This window comes from Phaeovulum molybdatiresistens, assembly GCF_023544865.1.
Classification (GTDB): Bacteria; Pseudomonadota; Alphaproteobacteria; order Rhodobacterales; family Rhodobacteraceae; genus Pontitalea.
On the sequence record NZ_JAMJFX010000009.1, the window covers coordinates 54,504 to 71,376 of the forward strand.

The following is a 16,873-nucleotide window of genomic DNA, read 5'->3' on the forward strand; positions in this document are numbered from 1 at the left end:
CGCGCCGGTGACATCCCCATAACGCAGCCGCCGCGCCGGGGGTTCCCGACGCGGCGGCGGTTTGGGGGCAACCCCGGCAGCGGGGCCCGGTCCGGCGTTCAGCGTTTGCGCATCGCATCCAGCAGCGCCGCGCCCAGCGCGCCGGGGCCCGCATCGCCCTTGGGCGGGGCGGCCTGCGCCTTGCCCCCGCGCGGGCCCTTGGCGGGCGCCCGGGCGGGATCGGGGCGGGCAGCTTCGTCACGACCGCCGCCGTCCTTGCGCATGCTCAGCCCGATGCGCTTGCGGGGGATGTCGACCTCGACCACGCGGACCTTGACCACATCGCCCGCCTTCACCACCTCATGCGGGTCTTTGACGAAGCGGTCGGCCAGCTGGCTGACATGGACCAGCCCGTCCTGATGCACGCCGATATCGACGAAGGCACCGAAGGCCGCGACATTGGTGATTGTGCCTTCCAGCACCAGGCCGGGGCGCAGATCCTTGATATCCTCGACCCCCTCGGCAAAGGTCGCGGTGACAAAGCTGGGGCGGGGATCGCGGCCCGGTTTTTCCAGTTCCGCCAGAATGTCGCGCACCGTGGGCAGGCCAAAGCTGTCGTCCACGAAATCTTCGGCCCGCAGCCGGCGCAGGGCGGCGGTATCGCCCATCAGCGCGCGGATGTCGCGCCCGCAGGCCTTCACGATGCGCCGCGCCACGCCATAAGCCTCGGGGTGGACGGCCGAGGCATCCAGCGGTTCCGCCCCGTCGCGGATGCGCAGGAAGCCCGCGCATTGTTCAAAGGCGCGCGGCCCAAGGCGGGCGACCTTCAACAGATCCTTGCGGCTGGAAAACGCCCCGTTCGCATCGCGATGCGCCACGATCGCCTCGGCCAGCGACGGCCCAAGGCCCGAGACATGCGCCAGAAGCGGCGCGGACGCCGTGTTCAGATCGACCCCGACGGCGTTCACCGCATCCTCAACCACCGCCTCCAGCGAGCGGCCAAGGCGGTGCTGGTCCACGTCATGCTGATACTGGCCGACGCCGATGGATTTGGGCTCGATCTTGACCAGTTCGGCCAGCGGATCCTGCAGCCGCCGCGCGATCGACACCGCGCCGCGCAGGCTGACGTCCAGATCGGGGAATTCCCGCGCCGCCAGTTCGGATGCCGAATAGACCGAAGCCCCCGCCTCGGACACCACGACCTTGGTGGGTTTCCTGGTGCCGGGCAGCTTTTTCAGAAGGTCCGCCACCAGACGTTCGGTTTCGCGGCTGGCGGTGCCGTTGCCGATGGCGATCAGCTCGACCCCGTGTCTCACGATCAGGCTGGCCAGCGCGGCTTCGGCCCCGCGCAGGTCGTTTTTCGGCTGGAACGGATAGACCGTGGCGGTGTCGATCAGCTTGCCGGTGGCATCGACCACCGCCACCTTGACCCCGGTGCGGATGCCGGGGTCCAGCCCCATCGTCGCCTTCGCCCCCGCCGGTGCGGCCAGAAGCAAGTCCTTGAGGTTGCGGGCAAAGACCCGGATCGCCTCGTCTTGGGCGCGGGCGCGCAGATCGGCCATCAGGTCCAGCATCATCGACAAGCTCAGCTTGACCCGCCAGGTCCAGCCCGCCACCTGCCGCAGCCAGCGATCGCCCGCACCATCGCTGCGCACCTCCAGCGCGGCGGCGACCATGGCTTCGGCGCGCGCCGCGCCCTCATCGCCATCGGGGCCGATGTCCAGCGTCAGCACGCCCTCGTTCGCCGCCCGCATCATCGCCAGCGCGCGGTGACTGGGCACATCGGCCCATTTTTCCCGATGCGCGAAATAGTCGGAAAACTTCGCGCCCTTGTCTTCCTGCCCGGCGATGACCTTGGCGACCAGCCAACCGTCGCGCTGCAGGAAGGCGCGCAGATCGCCTAGAAGGGTCGCGTTTTCCGCCAGCCCCTCGGCGATGATGTCGCGCGCGCCGTTCAGCGCGTCTTTCACATCCGGAACCGCCTCGGACAGATATCCCGCCGCCAGCGCCTGCGGATCGGCGGCGCGGTCGGCCAGGATCGCCTCGGCCAGCGGGCCAAGGCCGTTTTCGCGCGCGATCGTGGCCTTGGTGCGGCGCTTGGGCTTGTAGGGCAGGTAAATATCCTCAAGCTCGGCCTTCGTCGTCGCGCCCGCGATCGCGCGTTCCAGATCGGGGGTCAGCTTGTCCTGGCCCTTGATCGTGTCCAGGATCGTGGCGCGGCGCGCCTCCATCTCGCGCAGATAGGCCAGCCGGTCGGCCAGCGTGCGCAGCTGCGAATCGTCCAGCCCCCCCGTCACCTCTTTGCGGTAGCGCGCGACGAAGGGCACGGTGGCGCCCCCGTCAAGCAGCGCGGCGGCCGCGGTCACCTGTTCGGGGCGGGCGCCGATATCCTGGGCGATGGTCCTTGCGATGCGTGCTGCGGTATTCACGTCTGGCCGTCCGATCTGCTGCTGTTGGGGAGGTCCTTCTAGCGCCCCGGCCCGCCCGCGCCAAGACGGCGCGGTGCCTAACGCTGGTCTTGCGTCAGCAGATAGCAGGAAGCCGCCGGGTCGAACCCGGTGACCCGCAAGCCGCGCGCAAAGGCATCCCGCATCGCCGCGCGCAGGTCCAGCCGCGTGGCCAGCGCTGCGGTCGGATCGGCGGCGATCAGCGCGTCCAGATCGGGCGGGATCGGCAGGCGCAGGTCCACGGGGGACGAAGGCACCGGCGCCCGCGCCGCCCGCGCGACGACGCCGGGCGCGGCCAGATCCCATTCCGCCAGCACCCGATCCGAGGGCAGGCCCGCGTTGATCCCTTCCATCGGGCCGTAATAATCGACCAGATAGGTGCCCGCCGTGGCCCCCAGCGCGGCGATGTTCAGACGCGCGTTGATCGCGCGCATCGGATCATAGGTCCATCGGACCGTGTGAATGCCACGCGCCAGGCACCAGTCGCGCTGATACCATTTCAGCCGCGCCCCAAGTCCCAGCCCCCGCGCATCGCCATGCACCGCCAGCCGGTGCGAATGCTGCACCCCCGCCGTGGCGGTGGGAAAGCCGAAGACGAACCCCAGCAGCTGCCCGCCCCGGAAGGCGCCAGCCACCAGCCCGCCTTCATGCTGGATCGCCAGCAGGATGTCGGAATTGTCAGGCAGGTCGGCCGCGCCCCAGACCTGCAGCTGCAGCGCCTCGGCGGCCTTCATCTCGGCCACGCCCTCAAGGTCGCGGATCACCACGCCCTCGGCGGTCATCGGATCACCTCGGTCCGCCGGGTGACGCTGTCCAGAAAGGGCCGGTCCAGCGTGACGCCGATGCCGGGGCAGTGCCCGGGCACGGGCATCAGGCCATCGGTGGCCTCCAGCGACTGCTGGATGATGTCGCGCTTGAAATAGCGGCTGGCCGAGGAGGTATCGCCCGGTTTGGTGAAATTGGGCAGGGTGGCCAGGTGGATGTTATGCGCCCGCCCCACCCCGCTTTCCAGCATGCCGCCGCACCAGACCGGCGCGCCGAAGGCCTGGGCTACATCATGGATCGCGCGCGCCGCGGCAAAGCCGCCGACACGGCCCACCTTGATGTTGATGACCCGCGCCGCCCCTGCGACCAGCGCCTTGCGCGCATCGACCGCCGACCGGATGCTTTCATCCAGGCAGATCGCAGTGCGGATCGCGGCCTGCACCTGGGCGTGATCGTGGATATCGTCAAAGGCCAGCGGCTGTTCGATGTAATCCAGGGCGAAATCATCCATCGCCCGCAGCACCGGCAGATCGACCAGGCCGTAATCGGTATTGGCATCGACCGTCAGCTTGATATCGGGAAATTCCTTGCGCACGGCGGCAAGCAGGGTCAGGTCATGGCCCTGGCGGATCTTCAGCTTGGTGCGCCGATAGCCCGCCGCCTGCGCCGAAGACACGCGTTCCAGCGTGCGCGCGATGGGCGCGATGCCCAGGCTGACGCCCACCTCGACCGCATCGCGCACCCCGCCCAGCGCCGCGGCCAGCGGCAGGCCCAGCGCCTTGGACCACAGATCCCAGACCGCCATTTCCACCACCGCCTTGGACATCCGGTGGCCGCGCCAAGGATCCAGGATCGCCAGCAGATCGGCCGGGCTGGCAAAGCGCTGGCCGACGATGCGCGGCAGGATGATGTCTTGCAAAAAGGCCATCGCGCCGGGGATGGTTTCTTCCAGATAGTCAGGCGCGGGGTCCATCACCGCCTCGGCCAGCCCTTCCAGCCCCTCGGCCTTCAGGATCAGCAGGGCAAAGACCTTGTCGGTCATCGTGCCGGTGGAAATCACGAAGGGGGTCAGCAGCGGCAGCGACACGATGCGCAATTCTGCCGCCTCGATGCGGATGCCGGGGAAGGTCTGGGGCATGATGGGTCTTTCGTCTGGGGTCAGCGGATCTTGGCGATGAAGCGGCGGAAGGCGTCGCTTTGGGGGTCGGTGAACATCTGCTCGGGCGGGCCCTGTTCGGCCACGCGGCCTTCGTGCAAAAAGACCACCCTAGTCGAAACCTCGCGCGCGAAGGCCATTTCATGGGTGACCACGATCATCGTGCGCCCTTCTTCGGCCAGCGATTGCATGACCTTCAGCACCTCGCCCACCAGTTCGGGGTCCAGCGCCGAGGTCGGTTCGTCAAACAGGATCGCATCGGGTTCCATCGCCAGCGCGCGGGCGATCGCCACGCGCTGCTGCTGGCCGCCCGACAGTTGCGCGGGATACATCTGCATCCGTTCGCCCAGCCCCACGCGCAGCAAAAGCGCCTCGGCCTTGTCGCGCGCCTCCGCGCGGGGCAGGCGCTTGACCAGCACCGGGCCTTCCATGACGTTTTCCAGAACGGTGCGGTGCGACCACAGGTTGAACTGCTGAAACACCATCCCAAGCCGGGTGCGCAGCCGTTCCACCTGGCGGGGATCTTGCGGGCGGCCGTTGCGCACCACGATTTCCTGCCCATGCACCGTGACCCTGCCCGAGCTGGGCGTTTCCAGAAAGTTCAGGCAGCGCAGAAAGGTCGATTTGCCCGACCCCGAGGCGCCGAGGATCGAGATCACATCATGGTTGCGCGCCTGTAGCGAGACGCCTTTGAGCACCTCGATCTGGCCAAAGGATTTGCGGATATCATCGGCCTGCACGATGATTTCGGGCGCGGCGCCGGTCGGGGAAACGATCGGGGGGGTCATGGATGGGCTCCTTTCGCGCGGGCCGCCAGATGGCGCGACAGCCGCCGTTCGGCGATGCGCCAGATCACGACAAAGGCCGCGGTGATCGCCAGATAGATCAGCGCCGCCCAGAGGTAGACGGAAAAATCGAAGCTGCGGGAAAACACCTGCCGGGTGCGCCCCATCAGCTCAAAGACCGTCACCACCGAGGCCAGCGCCGAGGCTTTCATCAGCAAGATCGCCTCATTGCCCAGCGCCGGCCAGGCGATGCGATAGGCATGGGGAAAGATCACCCGGCGCAGCAGCAGCGCCCGGCCCATGCCGATGGCGCGCGCGGCCTCGATCTCGCCGCGGGGCACGCCCTGAATGCCGCCGCGCAGGATTTCGGTCTGATAGGCGGTGGAATTGGCCGCAAAGACCAGAAGCGCGCAGTTGAACGGGTCGCGGAAAAAGCCCCACAGGCCAAGCGAGGTCAGCTCGGCCCGGAACTGCCCCGCGCCGTAATAGACCAAAAACAGCTGCGCCAGGATCGGCGTGCCGCGGATGAATGAGATGTAAAGCCGCAAGGGCGCCTGTGCCAGCGGGTGCCCATAGGCGCGCCACAGCGCAAGCCAGGGCGACACCGCCGCCGCGATCAGCGCGCCCAGCCCGGTCAGCTGCAGCGTCATCAACGCGCCGTCCCAAAGGCGCGGGCCATTGTCCAGCAGGATGGCGATCGGGTTCATGCGCCCAGCCCCCGCACGCCGCGATTGGCCCGCCGTTCCAGCCGCGCCAGCACGACTTCGGACATCAGGCACAGCGCCCAATAGATCAGGCAGGCGACCAGATAGAAGGTGAAGGGCTGCTTGGTCACCCCCACCGCCACCTTGGTCATGCGCATCAGATCATCCAGCGCGATGATCGACACCAGCGCCGTGTCTTTCAGCAGGTTGATCCACAGATTGCCCAGGCCCGGCAGCGCAAAGCGCCAGATCTGCGGCAGTTTGATGCGCCAGAAGATCTGGCCCCGGCGCATGCCCACGGCCAGCCCCGCCTCGATCTGGCCGGGGTCAAGGGCGGCAAAGGCGCCGCGGATCACCTCGGCGGCGAAGGCGCCAAAGACCATGCCCAGCGCCACAACGCCCGCGGCAAAGGGGCTGAAATCGACCGGGCCCGCGCCCGGCGCAATCCAGCCCATCGCCGCGTTCAGCGCCAGCCCCGCCCCGTTATAGACGACGAACAGCGTCAGAATTTCAGGCAGGCCGCGCATCAGCGTGGTATAGCCCACCCCCAGCGCCCGCAGGGCGGGGTTGCGCGCCATCGAGGCGAAGGCAATCGCAAAGCCGATCCCAAGCCCCACCGGCAGCGTGACCAGCGCCAGCCGCACCGTCATGCCCAGACCGCGCAGGATTTCATCCCCCCAGCCGGCATCGCCATAGGCAAACAGATCCATCATCGCCCTGTCCTTCGCCGCAACGGGGCGCCAGGCCACCGCCCCCGGCCCACGGGGGCGGCGGTCGCACCCGCAGGGGCGCTTACTTCATCGTGTAGACATCGATGGCGAAATACTTGTCATTGATCGCCTTGTAGGTGCCATCGGCGCGGATCTCCTGCAGGGCCGTGTTCAGGCGTTCGCGCAGATCGTCAGCTTCCTGGCGCAGCGCGATGCCCACACCCTCGCCCACAAAGGCCGGGTCGGTGATCGGCTCACCGGCCAGTTCACAGCAGGCGCCGTCCTCGGACTTGGTGGTCCAGTCCAGCATCGGCAGCATGTCGCCCACCTGCAGATCGATGCGCCCGCTGACCATGTCCAGGTTCACCTCATCCTGGGTCGGATAAAGGCGGATGTCGGCATCGGGATAGGTGGCGGTGATGTAATCGGCCTGGGTCGTGCCCGATTGCGCGCCGATGACCTTGCCGGCCAGCGTCTCATTGGTGAATTCGGTAATGCCCGCATCTTTCGGCACCACATGGGTCATCGCCGCCATGTAATAGGGATCGGTGAAATCGACCTGCTGCTTGCGGTCTTCGGTGATGAACATCGAGGCGATGATGAAATCGTATTTCTTGGCCAGAAGGCCGGGGATGATGCCATCCCAATCCTGGGCCACGACCTCGCATTCGGCGCCAATGCGCTTGCACAATTCCTGGCCGATCTCGACGTCAAAGCCCGCGATGGTGCCGTCGCTTTCGATATAGTTGAAGGGCGGATAGGCGCCCTCGGTGCCAAGGCGCAGGGTTTCGGCCGCGGCCGTCGTGCCGATCAGGCCGGCCAGCAGGGGAAGAAGGGCGATCTTGCGGATCATTCGATTACTCCGTGTTGGGTGGTTTGTTATGGTTGGGTCGTCTTTGTCAGGGGTCGGGGTCATTTCACCACCGGCGCCACAGGGTCGCCGACATGTCCGATGAAACCGCCATACAGGCGGGCGATGCGGGAAAGGCGGTGTTCGGCGCCCTGCCCCAGTTCCAGAAAGATGTCGTTGATCAGCAGGTTGCCCAGGATCGCCATCATCGCGGTCGAATCCCAGAACTGGGCGAACTGGGTGGGCACGGCGAACAGCTCATCACTGGTCTCGGCGCCCCAGGTGCAGAACTGATCGGTGATCAGCGTGACGTTGATGCCCGCCGCGCGCGCCTGCTGCGCCAGCACCTTGGCCAGCCGCGAATAGCGCCGCGCCTCAAAGATCACCAGGGCCGCACCCGGCGCGTCCGCGGCCAGAAGCTCGGCAAAATTGCCCGCGGCCAGGTCCAGCATCTGCACCCCGTCGCGCACATATTGCAGCTGCGCGCAGAAATATTGCGCCATGCCGCGTTCGGTCTGAAACCCCGCCACGAAGACGCGCGGGGCATGGGCCAGCCTGCGCACCAGCCCCGGCCAATCGGGGCGGCGGCGCATTTCATGCACCTGCACAAGGCCCGCCATTTCCAGTTCCAGCGCCTGGGCATGGGGGCCGGTGTCGGTGGCGTGCCCGGCCACAGCCCCGCCCTGCCCCGCGCGGGCGCGCAGGTCCGCCAGACGATCGGCGATCAGCCAGGGGCCGTCCCCGATGTCTTCCTTCAGATGATCCTTGAGATCGCGGAAATTGGCATATCCCAGCGCGCGGCAGAACCGGCCTACCGTCGCCTCGCTGACGCCGACCTTGTCGGCCAGGCTTGCGGCGGTTTCAAAGGGCAGATCGGCCAGCGCATGGGCCATGAAGGTCGCCAGCGCCCGTTCCGCGCGCGAGCCGTCCCGGGCGGCTTGGGCAAGGCGGCTGCGCAGGGGCTGGGTCAAGGGCGGGCTCCGGGGATGACGCAGGATTTTGCAAGTTAACCGCCAAAGGGAGAGTTCTGTCAAGAAACTTGCACAAAGCCCCGCCACTGGTGACACCCGCCCCCCCCGGCGCCTATGCTGGTCGGGTCCGGGCGGCCCGGCCCGCCGGTGCCGCGCGCCCCGCATCCGATGAAAGGAGACCGCATCATGCGCATCACCTGTCTGCCCGCCATCCTGGCGCTTCTGGCCGGCCCTGCCCTGGCGCAGGATGTCAGCGTGGGCATCGGCAAGGACCTGCCCCGCGTGACCATTACCACCGACGCTGGCCCGGTCGAGATTTCCCGCATCCAGGACCCCGCGCATGAGATCAGCGGCGAATGGGCGCGCACCTCGCGGCCCTGCCCGGATTTCTGCATCCAGCCGATGGTCGCCGCCGAAGGCGTCACCACCATAGGCGAGCTGGAATTGCTGGCGATGCTGCAAGACCCCGAGGCCGTGGTGGTCGACAGCCGCACCCCCGACTGGTTTCAGGGCGGCACGATCCCGGGCGCGATCTCCATCCCCTATACGCAGATGACCGACGAACTGGCCCGGCTGGGCTGTGAAATCGACTTCGACGGCTGGGATTGCACCGACGCGCGGCCCGTCGCGCTGTTTTGCAACGGCATCTGGTGCGGCCAGTCACCCACCGCCATCCGCGCGATGATCGCCGCCGGTTACCCGGCGGAGCGGATCTTCTGGTATCGTGGCGGGATGCAGGTCTGGCGGCTTCTGGGGCTGACGGTGGCGGGCGGACAAGGCTGACGCCCGCGCCGATCAAGCGCCGCAGTCAGGCGCCGCAGTCAGACGCCCAGATAGCGATCGGCCAGCTGCGGGCCCAGATCGGCCAGCGGCCCGTTCCAGACGCTGGCGCCGCGTTCCAGGATCACCGCCCGGTCCGCGACGGCGGCAATCTCGCGCAGGGATTTGTCGACCAGCAGGATCGACAGGCCGTCGGCCTTCAGCTGGCGCACCGCCTGCCAGATTTCCTGACGCACCACCGGGGCCAGCCCCTCGGTCGCCTCATCCAGCACCAGCAGGCGCGGGTTGGTCATCAGGGCCCGCCCGATCGCCAGCATCTGCTGTTCGCCCCCCGACAGCGTGCCCGCCACCTGCCCCATCCGTTCGGCCAGCCGCGGGAACAGCGCACAGACCCGCGCCATATCCCAGGGTCCGGGGCGCGCCGCGACGGTCAGGTTTTCCGCCACGCTGAGCGGCAGGAAACAGCGCCGCCCCTCGGGCACCAGACCGATGCCCAGCCGGGCGGCGCGATGGGCAGGCAGGCCGGTCAGGTCCACCCCGCCAAAGCGCAAGCCCCCCCCGGCATGGGGCAGCAGCCGGCACAGCGCGCGGATCGTGGTGGTCTTGCCCATGCCATTTCGCCCCATCAGCGCCAGCACCTCGCCCTCGGCCAGGGTCAGCGAGACATCGAACAGCGCCTGAACCGGGCCGTAAAAGGCGGACAGATGGTCGATTTGCACAAGATCGGTCATGGCGCATCCTCGCCCAGATAGGACCGGCGCACCTCGGGGTCGGCGCGGATTTCGGCCACGGTGCCGGTGGCGATGATGCGCCCGTAGACCAGCACCGAAATCCGGTCGGCCAGGGCAAAGACCGCGTCCATGTCATGTTCGACCAAAAGGATCGGCGCCTCGGCGCGCAGGTCGGACAGGATCGCGGTCAGCTGGCGCGCGCCTTCCAGGCCCATGCCCGCCATCGGCTCATCCAGCAGAAAGGCGCGCGGACGCAGCGCCAGCGCCATCGCGATTTCCAGCTTGCGCCGTTCGCCATGCGACAGATCCGAGGCCAGAACCCCTTCACGCCCCGCCAGACCCGCGTGGCGGATGTGAAACACCGCCGGTTCGACCAGCGCCGGATCGCGCAGCGCGGGGCGGTGGAACTGATAGATCCGCCCGCTGGCCCCGGCCACCGCCAGCACCACGTTTTGCAGCACGCTGAAGCCCGGGACCACCGAGGACACCTGAAAGCTGCGGGCCAGCCCCAGCCGCGCGCGGGCGGGCACATCCAGCCCGTCGATCGCCTGCCCCTCAAAGCGGATGGTGCCCGCGTCGGGGCGGATCTCGCCCAGGATCTGTTTGATCAGCGTGGATTTGCCCGCGCCATTGGGGCCGATCAGCGCGTGAATTTCGCCCGGGCGCAGGGTCAGGCTGACGCCATCGGTGGCCACCAGCGCGCCAAAGCGCTTGCGCAAGTCGCGAAGCTCCAGGATCGGCTCAGACATGGCGCCGCCTGGGCGCGATCAGCCCCACCAGGCCGCCGGGCGCGAACAGCACGATCCCCAGCAGCAACAGCCCCAGCAGCACCTGCCAGTAATCGCTGACCCCGCCCAGCAGATGTTCCAGCAAAATATAGATCGCCGCCCCCGCCACCGGGCCGCACAGCCGCCCGACCCCGCCCAGGATCACGAAGACCATGATCTCGCCCGACATGTGCCACGACAGCATCGCCGGGCTGACAAAGCGGTTCAGATCGGCATAAAGCGCGCCCGCCAGCCCCACGATCATCCCCGACAGCACGAAGGCCGTCAGCCGCAGCCCATAGGGCCGGATGCCCAGCGCCTGCGCCCGCGCGGGGTTCTGGCGCGCGCCTTCCAGCGCCAGGCCAAAGCGCGCGCGCAGGATCAGCGCGCAGACCCCCAGCGCCAGCACCAGCAGCGTGGCGCAGATCGCGAAATACTGGATCGGGTCAAAGGTGTTCAGCCCCGGAAAGCTGTTGCGGACATAAAAGCTAAGCCCGTCATCGCCGCCATAGCGCGGCCAGCTGACGGCGAAGTAATAGATCATCTGCGCGAAGGCCAGCGTGACCATGATGAAATAGACCCCCGTGGTGCGCAGCGACAGCGCCCCGATCAGCCCCGCCGCCAGCCCCGAAACCGCCATCGCCACGGGCCAGATCGCGGGCATTTCATTCGTGCCCGCGATGGTGAAGGGCAGCACCGCCACCGGCTGGCCGCTGGCCGCATGGCTGGCCAGGATCGCGCAAACATAGCCGCCGATGCCAAAAAAGGCGGCATGCCCCAGCGACACCATCCCACCAAAGCCCAGCGCCAGGTTCAGCCCCACCCCGGCCAGCGCAAAAATGGCGGCCTTGGTGGCCAGCGTCACCACGAACCCCTCGCCCAGCGCCTGCGCCACCAGCGCGGTGCCGATCAGCGCGGCCAGGATCACCAGATTGACCAGGGTTTCGCGGGTCATCCTGCGCGCACCCCGAACAGGCCCTGCGGGCGCACGATCAGCACCGCCGCCATCAGGATGTAGATCAGCATCGAGGCCAGCGCCGAGCCGACCGCATTGGCGCTGGCCGCATCCGTCACCCGCGCCAGCAGCCCCGGCAGCAACGCCTTGCCCAGCGTGTCGGTCATGCCCACCATCAGCGCGCCCACCAGCGCCCCCTTGATCGAGCCGATGCCCCCGATCACGATCACCACGAAGGCCAGGATCAGCACCGGCTCGCCCATGCCGACCTGCACCGACTGGATCGTGCCCACCAGCGCCCCGGCCAGCCCCGCCAGACCCGCGCCCAGCGCAAAGACAATCGTGTAAAGCCGTGCGATATCAACACCCAGCGCGCCGATCATCTCGCGGTCGGCCTCGCCCGCGCGGATGCGGATGCCCAGCCGCGTGCGCCCGATCAGCCAGAACAGGCCCAGCGCCACCGCCCCGCCCAGGCCGATGATCACCAGCCGGAACAGCGGATATTGCAGCCCGCCGGGCAGGGTCACCGCCCCCGACAGCGCCGGCGGCAGCGTCAGATACAGCGGAAAGGCCCCGAACAGCCAGCGCGTGCCCTCGGAAAACACCAGGATCAGCGCGAAGGTCGCCAGCACCTGATCCAGATGGTCGCGCGCATAAAGCCGCCGGATCACCGCCAGTTCCACCAGCGCACCGGCCGCGGCCGCGGCGGCCAGGCTGGCGCCCAGTCCCAGCCAGAACGACCCCGTCGCCCCCGCCACCGCCGCGCAGGCAAAGGCGCCAACCATATAGAGCGCGCCATGCGCCAGATTGATCAGCCCCATGACGCCGAACACCAGCGTCAGCCCCGCCGCCATCAGGAACAGCATCATCCCGTATTGCAGGCCATTCAACGCCTGCTCGGCCAGCAACATCACGCGCCTCTCTCCTGCCGTCGCGGGCTGTCATGCGAGCCGGAAGCACCCGGCCCGCCCGACACGCCGAAGCTCGGTCCTACATCCCGCACTGATCGCCATAGGCGTCGGCGCGGTCGGTCATCGCGGTGCCGATGATGCGGTTGGTCAGCACGTCGCCGTCCTTGACCACCTCGCGGACATAGATGTCCTGCACGGGGTGCTGGTTGCGGCCAAAGGCGAACTTGCCCCGGACGGATGCGAAATCGGCGGCGGCAAGGGCGGTGCGGAACGCGTCTTTGTCGGTGACATCGGCGCGCGCCAGAGCCGACAGCAGCAGATTCGCCGTGTCAAAGCCATAGGCCGCGTAGATGGACGGCAGCCGGCCATATTCGGCGCGGAAGCCTTCGACGAAGCCCGCATTGGCGGCATTGTCCAGATCGGGCGACCAGTTGGCGGTGTTGATCTTGCCCAGCGCCACATCGCCCACCGCCGGCAGGATATCCTGGCTGAAGCTGAAGGCCGGGCCGATCAGCGGAATGTCCACCCCCGATTCGGCATATTGCTTCATGAAGGCAATGCCCATGCCGCCGGGCAGGAAGAAGAACACCGCGTCCGCGCCGCTGGCCCGGATCTGGGCGATTTCGGCGGCATAATCGGTCTGGCCGACTTGGGTATAGACCTCGGACACGACCTCGCCGTCGTAGAACCGCTTGAAGCCCGCCAGCGAATCCTGCCCCGCGGGGTAGTTCGGGGCCATGATGAACACCTTGGCGATGTCGGCATCCGCTGCATAGGCGCCCGCGGCCTCATGCAGGTTGTCGTTCTGATAGGAGACCGAGAAATACAGCGGGTTGCAGCCCGCCCCCGCCAGAGCCGAGGGCGCGGCATTGGTGGACAGGTAGAACCGCCCCTGCGCCGTGGCCGCGGGCACCACCGCCATCGCCAGGTTCGACCAGACGATCCCGGTCAGCAGATCGACCTTGTCGGACTGAATCATCTTGTCGGCGATCTGCACCGCCACGTCGGGCTTTTGCTGGTCATCCTCGATGATCAGATCGACCTTGCTGCCCGCCTCGCCCGCCTGTTTCAGCGCCAGCAGAAACCCGTCGCGCGTATCAAGGCCCAGCCCCGCGCCCCCGCCGGAAAGCGTGGTGATCATGCCGACCTTCACCCCCTCGGCCTGTGCCGCCAATGCCCCGAACCCAAGCGCCATCGCCGCGATGCCGCCCATGAGTGCTGTTTTCAAAGCCATCTCTCGCTCCCTGATGTTTGGCCTGTCATCGCGCAGATTCGCGCCGCTGTCCACGCTGTCGGGCCTATTGCGGCCCTGCCCGCGCAAAACCCGCAGGGATCAGCCCCCCGCGCCCCCGGTGACGTCATGGCCATAAATCCAGTCGAACCGGCCCAACAGCTTGTCCGGCGCCAGCCCGGAAATCGCGCGCAGCCCCAGATGCGCAACCGACCGGCTGATCCCCGACAGGTGATAGTTGCGCGCGTTGCGGTTGGCGGCCTCGACGATGGCCGCGCAGCGCGGCGCGCGGGCGGCCTGATAGGCGGCAAAGCCGGCCTCAGTGCTGTCATGCCCGGCCAGCGCCTCGGCCAGAACCCAGGCATCCTCCAGCGCCATGACCGCGCCCTGCGCCAGAAATGGCAGGGTCGGATGCGCCGCATCGCCCAGAATCACCGCCCCCCGCCCGTGCCACTGCGCCGCGACCGGATGGCGGAACAGGCCCCAAAGCCAGCAATCCTCGACCTGATCCAGCCAGCCACGCACCAGCGGGCAGAAATCGGCAAAGGCCGCGCGCAGCGTCAGCGCATCATCGCGCAGGTTCCAGCTTTCCTCGACCCAGCGGCGGCGTTCCTCGACCGCGACAATGTTGCGCAGCCCGCCCCCCAGCGGATAGCTGACCACATGCCGCCCCGGCCCCATGAAGACCTGCGCCACCGGGCGGGCATCGACCTCGGCCGGGATCAGCGCGCGCCAGGCGACCTGATGGGTGAAGAAGGGCGCCACGCGGCCATTGAGCGCCTCGCGCACCTTCGAATGAAGCCCGTCCGCCCCGATCAGCAGGTCCACCTCGGCCACGCCATTCTGCGCCGTGACCAGACGGGGGGGATGATCGCCCAGTTCCACCCGATCAATGCGCTGCAGCAGGCGGATCTGAACGCCCGCGGCGCGCGCGCCCTCGGCCAGAAGGTCGATCAGACGGGCGCGATGCACCAGGTGATACGCATCGCGCGGGCGCAGACGGGCCAGATCCAGCCGCGCAACCCGCGTGCCGGTTTCGCCATCGAACATCTCGACCCCGACGGATCGCGGCCCCGCCGCCGCCAGCGCATCGCCTAGGCCCAGCGCGCGCAGAACCCGCACCCCGTTGGGCGAGATCTGCACCCCCGCGCCCACCTCGCGGATCGCCTCGGCCTGTTCCAGAACCGTCACCTCGGCCCCGCGCAGCGCCAGCGCGCGCGCCACCGCCAAGCCCGCAACGCCCGCACCCAGCACCGTGATCCTCTTGCCGATCAGCACATGCCCCCCCATCCGCATCGCCCCCCGAAGGGGCCCCTAGAAAGCAAAACCACCGGCACCCTGCGGGCCCGGTGGCATGACGTCCTTGCGCCAGATCAAACCGCGCCAGATCAGGGCGCCGCGGATCAGTCGTCGCGGTGAACGCGCTCGCGCCGCTCGTGCCGTTCCTGCGCTTCCAGCGTCATCGTCGCGATCGGGCGCGCATCCAGCCGCTTCAGGCTGATCGGCTCGCCCGTCATCTCGCAATAGCCGTATTCGCCATTGTCGATCCGGCGCAGCGCCGCGTCGATCTTGGACACCAGCTTGCGCTGACGGTCGCGGGTGCGCAATTCCAGCGCGCGGTCGGTTTCCTCGCTGGCGCGGTCGGCGATGTCGGGCACGTTGCGCGCCGATTCCGCCAGCCCCTCCAGCGTTTCGGCCGATTGTTCCAGCAGCTCGTTCTTCCAGGCGATCAGCTTGCGCCGGAAATATTCCAGCTGCCGGTCATTCATGAAGGGTTCGTCTTCGGCTGGGCGGTAATCCTCGGGAAGGAAATTCTCGGGTTTCACCATTGAGCCCTCCTTGAAGCCGGTCTGTGCGATGATCCATCCGGTCAACCGCCACGTCTCGGCGGGCTAATACCCGATGTGTCGGGGGTTGTCACTACCCCTAAATCTTCGGTTCACGCCCGCCCACGCCGTCCACCACACCACGGGTTGCGAGCGCGATTGCACCCCGCTAGTGTCGCGCCGCAACCCGCGGCCATCCCAGCGCCGCCCCCCGGCCGCACCCCCGTGCAGCCCCCATGACGGAGCCCCGCGCATGCGTTTCCAATCGACCGAGACCTATGTCGCCCCCCAGGATCTGACCGTGGCCGTGAATGCCGCGGTGGCCCTTGAACGGCCCCTTCTGGTGAAGGGCGAGCCGGGTACCGGCAAGACCGAACTGGCCCGCCAGGTCGCGGCCAGCCTGGGCCTGCCGATGGTGGAATGGAACATCAAATCCACCACAAAGGCGCAGCAGGGCCTGTATGAATATGACGCGGTCAGCCGCCTGCGCGACAGCCAGCTGGGCGATGCCCGCGTCAATGACGTCAAGAACTACATCCGCAAGGGCAAGCTGTGGCAGGCCTTCGATGCGCCCGGCAAGGTGGTGCTGCTGATCGACGAAATCGACAAAGCCGATATCGAGTTCCCCAATGACCTGCTGCAGGAACTCGACCGGATGGAATTCCACGTCTATGAGACCGGCGAGACAATCCGCGCCCGCCACCGCCCCGTGGTGATCATCACTTCCAACAATGAAAAGGAATTGCCCGACGCCTTCCTGCGCCGGTGCTTTTTCCACTACATCCGCTTCCCTGATGCCGAAACCATGCGCCAGATCGTGGCCGTGCATTTCCCCGCCATCAAGGACGCGCTGCTGACCACCGCGCTGACCCAGTTCTATGAAATCCGGGAAACGCCGGGCCTGAAGAAAAAGCCCTCGACCTCGGAAGTGCTGGACTGGCTCAAGCTGCTCCTGGCCGAGGATCTGACCCCTGAGGATCTGAAACGCGACGGGGCAAGCCTGCTGCCCAAGCTGCACGGCGCGCTTCTGAAGAACGAACAGGACGTGCACCTGTTCGAACGCCTTGCCTTCATGGCCCGGCGCCAGGGGCGCTAGGCGCACCAGGGGGCTCTGCCCTCTCTGGCCTGCGGCCATTCACCCCCGAGGTATTTCGGGCAAGATGAAAGACACCCATTCACCTTGCCACAAATACCTCGGGGGGAGTCGCGCAGCGACGGGGGGCAGCGCCCCCCATGCCCCGGTATGACGCATTCACACCACATGCGGTCGCGCCCGGGCCATGGCCCCACCCAGCTTCGACCTAG

Annotated in this window: 17 protein-coding genes; 2 read left to right on the top strand and 15 right to left on the bottom strand. The window is 67.7% G+C overall.

What is annotated here, in order from left to right:
• Nucleotides 1-98: 98 nt before the first annotated feature.
• From MXB90_RS08385 to MXB90_RS08420, 8 genes are all read right to left on the bottom strand, one after another.
• A complete protein-coding gene (locus MXB90_RS08385; protein WP_250043546.1) occupies nucleotides 99-2,408 on the bottom strand; it encodes a Tex family protein in 2,310 nt (769 codons plus the stop codon).
• Nucleotides 2,409-2,485: 77 nt separating this feature from the next.
• A complete protein-coding gene (locus tag MXB90_RS08390) occupies nucleotides 2,486-3,208 on the bottom strand; it encodes a GNAT family N-acetyltransferase (protein WP_250043548.1) in 723 nt (240 codons plus the stop codon).
• Nucleotides 3,205-4,329 carry an o-succinylbenzoate synthase gene (gene menC / locus MXB90_RS08395; RefSeq protein ID WP_250043557.1) on the bottom strand — a complete coding sequence of 375 codons (1,125 nt, stop codon included), beginning with the start codon at nucleotides 4,327-4,329 and terminating at the stop codon, nucleotides 3,205-3,207. Before menC ends, MXB90_RS08390 begins: the two co-directional genes overlap by 4 nt.
• Before the next feature lie 20 nt (nucleotides 4,330-4,349).
• Nucleotides 4,350-5,135: an ABC transporter ATP-binding protein gene (locus MXB90_RS08400; protein ID WP_250043566.1), complete on the bottom strand. Its 786-nt coding sequence runs from the start codon at nucleotides 5,133-5,135 to the stop codon at nucleotides 4,350-4,352.
• Nucleotides 5,132-5,839, bottom strand: coding sequence for an ABC transporter permease (locus tag MXB90_RS08405; protein ID WP_250043568.1), 708 nt, complete (start codon nucleotides 5,837-5,839; stop codon nucleotides 5,132-5,134). Before MXB90_RS08405 ends, MXB90_RS08400 begins: the two co-directional genes overlap by 4 nt.
• Nucleotides 5,836-6,549 (bottom strand): ABC transporter permease, encoded by a 714-nt coding sequence (locus tag MXB90_RS08410; protein WP_250043571.1) that lies wholly within the window; start codon nucleotides 6,547-6,549, stop codon nucleotides 5,836-5,838. Before MXB90_RS08410 ends, MXB90_RS08405 begins: the two co-directional genes overlap by 4 nt.
• 79 nt (nucleotides 6,550-6,628) lie before the next feature.
• A complete protein-coding gene (locus MXB90_RS08415; protein ID WP_250043573.1) occupies nucleotides 6,629-7,399 on the bottom strand; it encodes an ABC transporter substrate-binding protein in 771 nt (256 codons plus the stop codon).
• A 59-nt stretch (nucleotides 7,400-7,458) separates the two neighbouring features.
• A complete protein-coding gene (locus MXB90_RS08420) occupies nucleotides 7,459-8,367 on the bottom strand; it encodes a MurR/RpiR family transcriptional regulator (RefSeq protein ID WP_250043575.1) in 909 nt (302 codons plus the stop codon).
• A gap of 186 nt (nucleotides 8,368-8,553) precedes the next feature.
• Here MXB90_RS08420 and MXB90_RS08425 point away from each other — a divergent pair, with 186 nt between their 5' ends.
• On the top strand, nucleotides 8,554-9,150 hold the full coding sequence (locus tag MXB90_RS08425) for a rhodanese-like domain-containing protein (RefSeq protein ID WP_250043577.1): 597 nt from the start codon (nucleotides 8,554-8,556) through the stop codon (nucleotides 9,148-9,150).
• 38 nt (nucleotides 9,151-9,188) lie between these two features.
• Here MXB90_RS08425 and MXB90_RS08430 read toward each other — a convergent pair whose 3' ends face one another.
• The 7 genes from MXB90_RS08430 to dksA form a co-directional block, all read right to left on the bottom strand.
• A complete protein-coding gene (locus tag MXB90_RS08430; RefSeq protein ID WP_250043580.1) occupies nucleotides 9,189-9,878 on the bottom strand; it encodes an ABC transporter ATP-binding protein in 690 nt (229 codons plus the stop codon).
• Entirely contained in the window at nucleotides 9,875-10,627 is a 753-nt protein-coding gene (locus MXB90_RS08435; RefSeq protein WP_250043582.1) for an ABC transporter ATP-binding protein, read from the bottom strand. The genes MXB90_RS08430 and MXB90_RS08435 overlap by 4 nt, the downstream gene beginning before the upstream one ends.
• The gene (locus tag MXB90_RS08440; protein WP_250043585.1) at nucleotides 10,620-11,600 is read right to left on the bottom strand and encodes a branched-chain amino acid ABC transporter permease; all 981 of its coding nucleotides are present in this window, start codon (nucleotides 11,598-11,600) and stop codon (nucleotides 10,620-10,622) included. The genes MXB90_RS08435 and MXB90_RS08440 overlap by 8 nt, the downstream gene beginning before the upstream one ends.
• A complete protein-coding gene (locus MXB90_RS08445; protein ID WP_250043587.1) occupies nucleotides 11,597-12,511 on the bottom strand; it encodes a branched-chain amino acid ABC transporter permease in 915 nt (304 codons plus the stop codon). The genes MXB90_RS08440 and MXB90_RS08445 overlap by 4 nt, the downstream gene beginning before the upstream one ends.
• A gap of 79 nt (nucleotides 12,512-12,590) precedes the next feature.
• Complete coding sequence (locus MXB90_RS08450) at nucleotides 12,591-13,745, bottom strand: ABC transporter substrate-binding protein (protein WP_250043589.1); 1,155 nt, start codon at nucleotides 13,743-13,745, stop codon at nucleotides 12,591-12,593.
• 99 nt (nucleotides 13,746-13,844) lie between these two features.
• On the bottom strand, nucleotides 13,845-15,038 hold the full coding sequence (locus MXB90_RS08455; protein ID WP_250043592.1) for an FAD-dependent monooxygenase: 1,194 nt from the start codon (nucleotides 15,036-15,038) through the stop codon (nucleotides 13,845-13,847).
• A gap of 107 nt (nucleotides 15,039-15,145) precedes the next feature.
• Nucleotides 15,146-15,571, bottom strand: a complete 426-nt coding sequence (dksA, locus tag MXB90_RS08460; RefSeq protein WP_250043594.1) for an RNA polymerase-binding protein DksA — start codon at nucleotides 15,569-15,571, stop codon at nucleotides 15,146-15,148.
• 250 nt (nucleotides 15,572-15,821) lie between these two features.
• Between dksA and MXB90_RS08465 the strand changes: the two genes are divergently transcribed.
• Nucleotides 15,822-16,664, top strand: coding sequence for an AAA family ATPase (locus MXB90_RS08465; RefSeq protein WP_250043596.1), 843 nt, complete (start codon nucleotides 15,822-15,824; stop codon nucleotides 16,662-16,664).
• Nucleotides 16,665-16,873: the final 209 nt, after the last annotated feature.

Coding starts and splice junctions, on each gene's coding strand:
- MXB90_RS08425 (WP_250043577.1), top strand. CDS start 8,554: ATGCGCATCACCTGTCTGCCCGCCATCCTGGCGCTTCTGGCCGGCCCT.
- MXB90_RS08440 (WP_250043585.1), bottom strand. CDS start 11,600: ATGACCCGCGAAACCCTGGTCAATCTGGTGATCCTGGCCGCGCTGATC.
- MXB90_RS08455 (WP_250043592.1), bottom strand. CDS start 15,038: ATGCGGATGGGGGGGCATGTGCTGATCGGCAAGAGGATCACGGTGCTG.
- menC (WP_250043557.1), bottom strand. CDS start 4,329: ATGCCCCAGACCTTCCCCGGCATCCGCATCGAGGCGGCAGAATTGCGC.
- MXB90_RS08410 (WP_250043571.1), bottom strand. CDS start 6,549: ATGATGGATCTGTTTGCCTATGGCGATGCCGGCTGGGGGGATGAAATC.
- MXB90_RS08465 (WP_250043596.1), top strand. CDS start 15,822: ATGCGTTTCCAATCGACCGAGACCTATGTCGCCCCCCAGGATCTGACC.
- dksA (WP_250043594.1), bottom strand. CDS start 15,571: ATGGTGAAACCCGAGAATTTCCTTCCCGAGGATTACCGCCCAGCCGAA.
- MXB90_RS08430 (WP_250043580.1), bottom strand. CDS start 9,878: ATGACCGATCTTGTGCAAATCGACCATCTGTCCGCCTTTTACGGCCCG.
- MXB90_RS08415 (WP_250043573.1), bottom strand. CDS start 7,399: ATGATCCGCAAGATCGCCCTTCTTCCCCTGCTGGCCGGCCTGATCGGC.
- MXB90_RS08435 (WP_250043582.1), bottom strand. CDS start 10,627: ATGTCTGAGCCGATCCTGGAGCTTCGCGACTTGCGCAAGCGCTTTGGC.
- MXB90_RS08390 (WP_250043548.1), bottom strand. CDS start 3,208: ATGACCGCCGAGGGCGTGGTGATCCGCGACCTTGAGGGCGTGGCCGAG.
- MXB90_RS08445 (WP_250043587.1), bottom strand. CDS start 12,511: ATGTTGCTGGCCGAGCAGGCGTTGAATGGCCTGCAATACGGGATGATG.
- MXB90_RS08400 (WP_250043566.1), bottom strand. CDS start 5,135: ATGACCCCCCCGATCGTTTCCCCGACCGGCGCCGCGCCCGAAATCATC.
- MXB90_RS08450 (WP_250043589.1), bottom strand. CDS start 13,745: ATGGCTTTGAAAACAGCACTCATGGGCGGCATCGCGGCGATGGCGCTT.
- MXB90_RS08405 (WP_250043568.1), bottom strand. CDS start 5,839: ATGAACCCGATCGCCATCCTGCTGGACAATGGCCCGCGCCTTTGGGAC.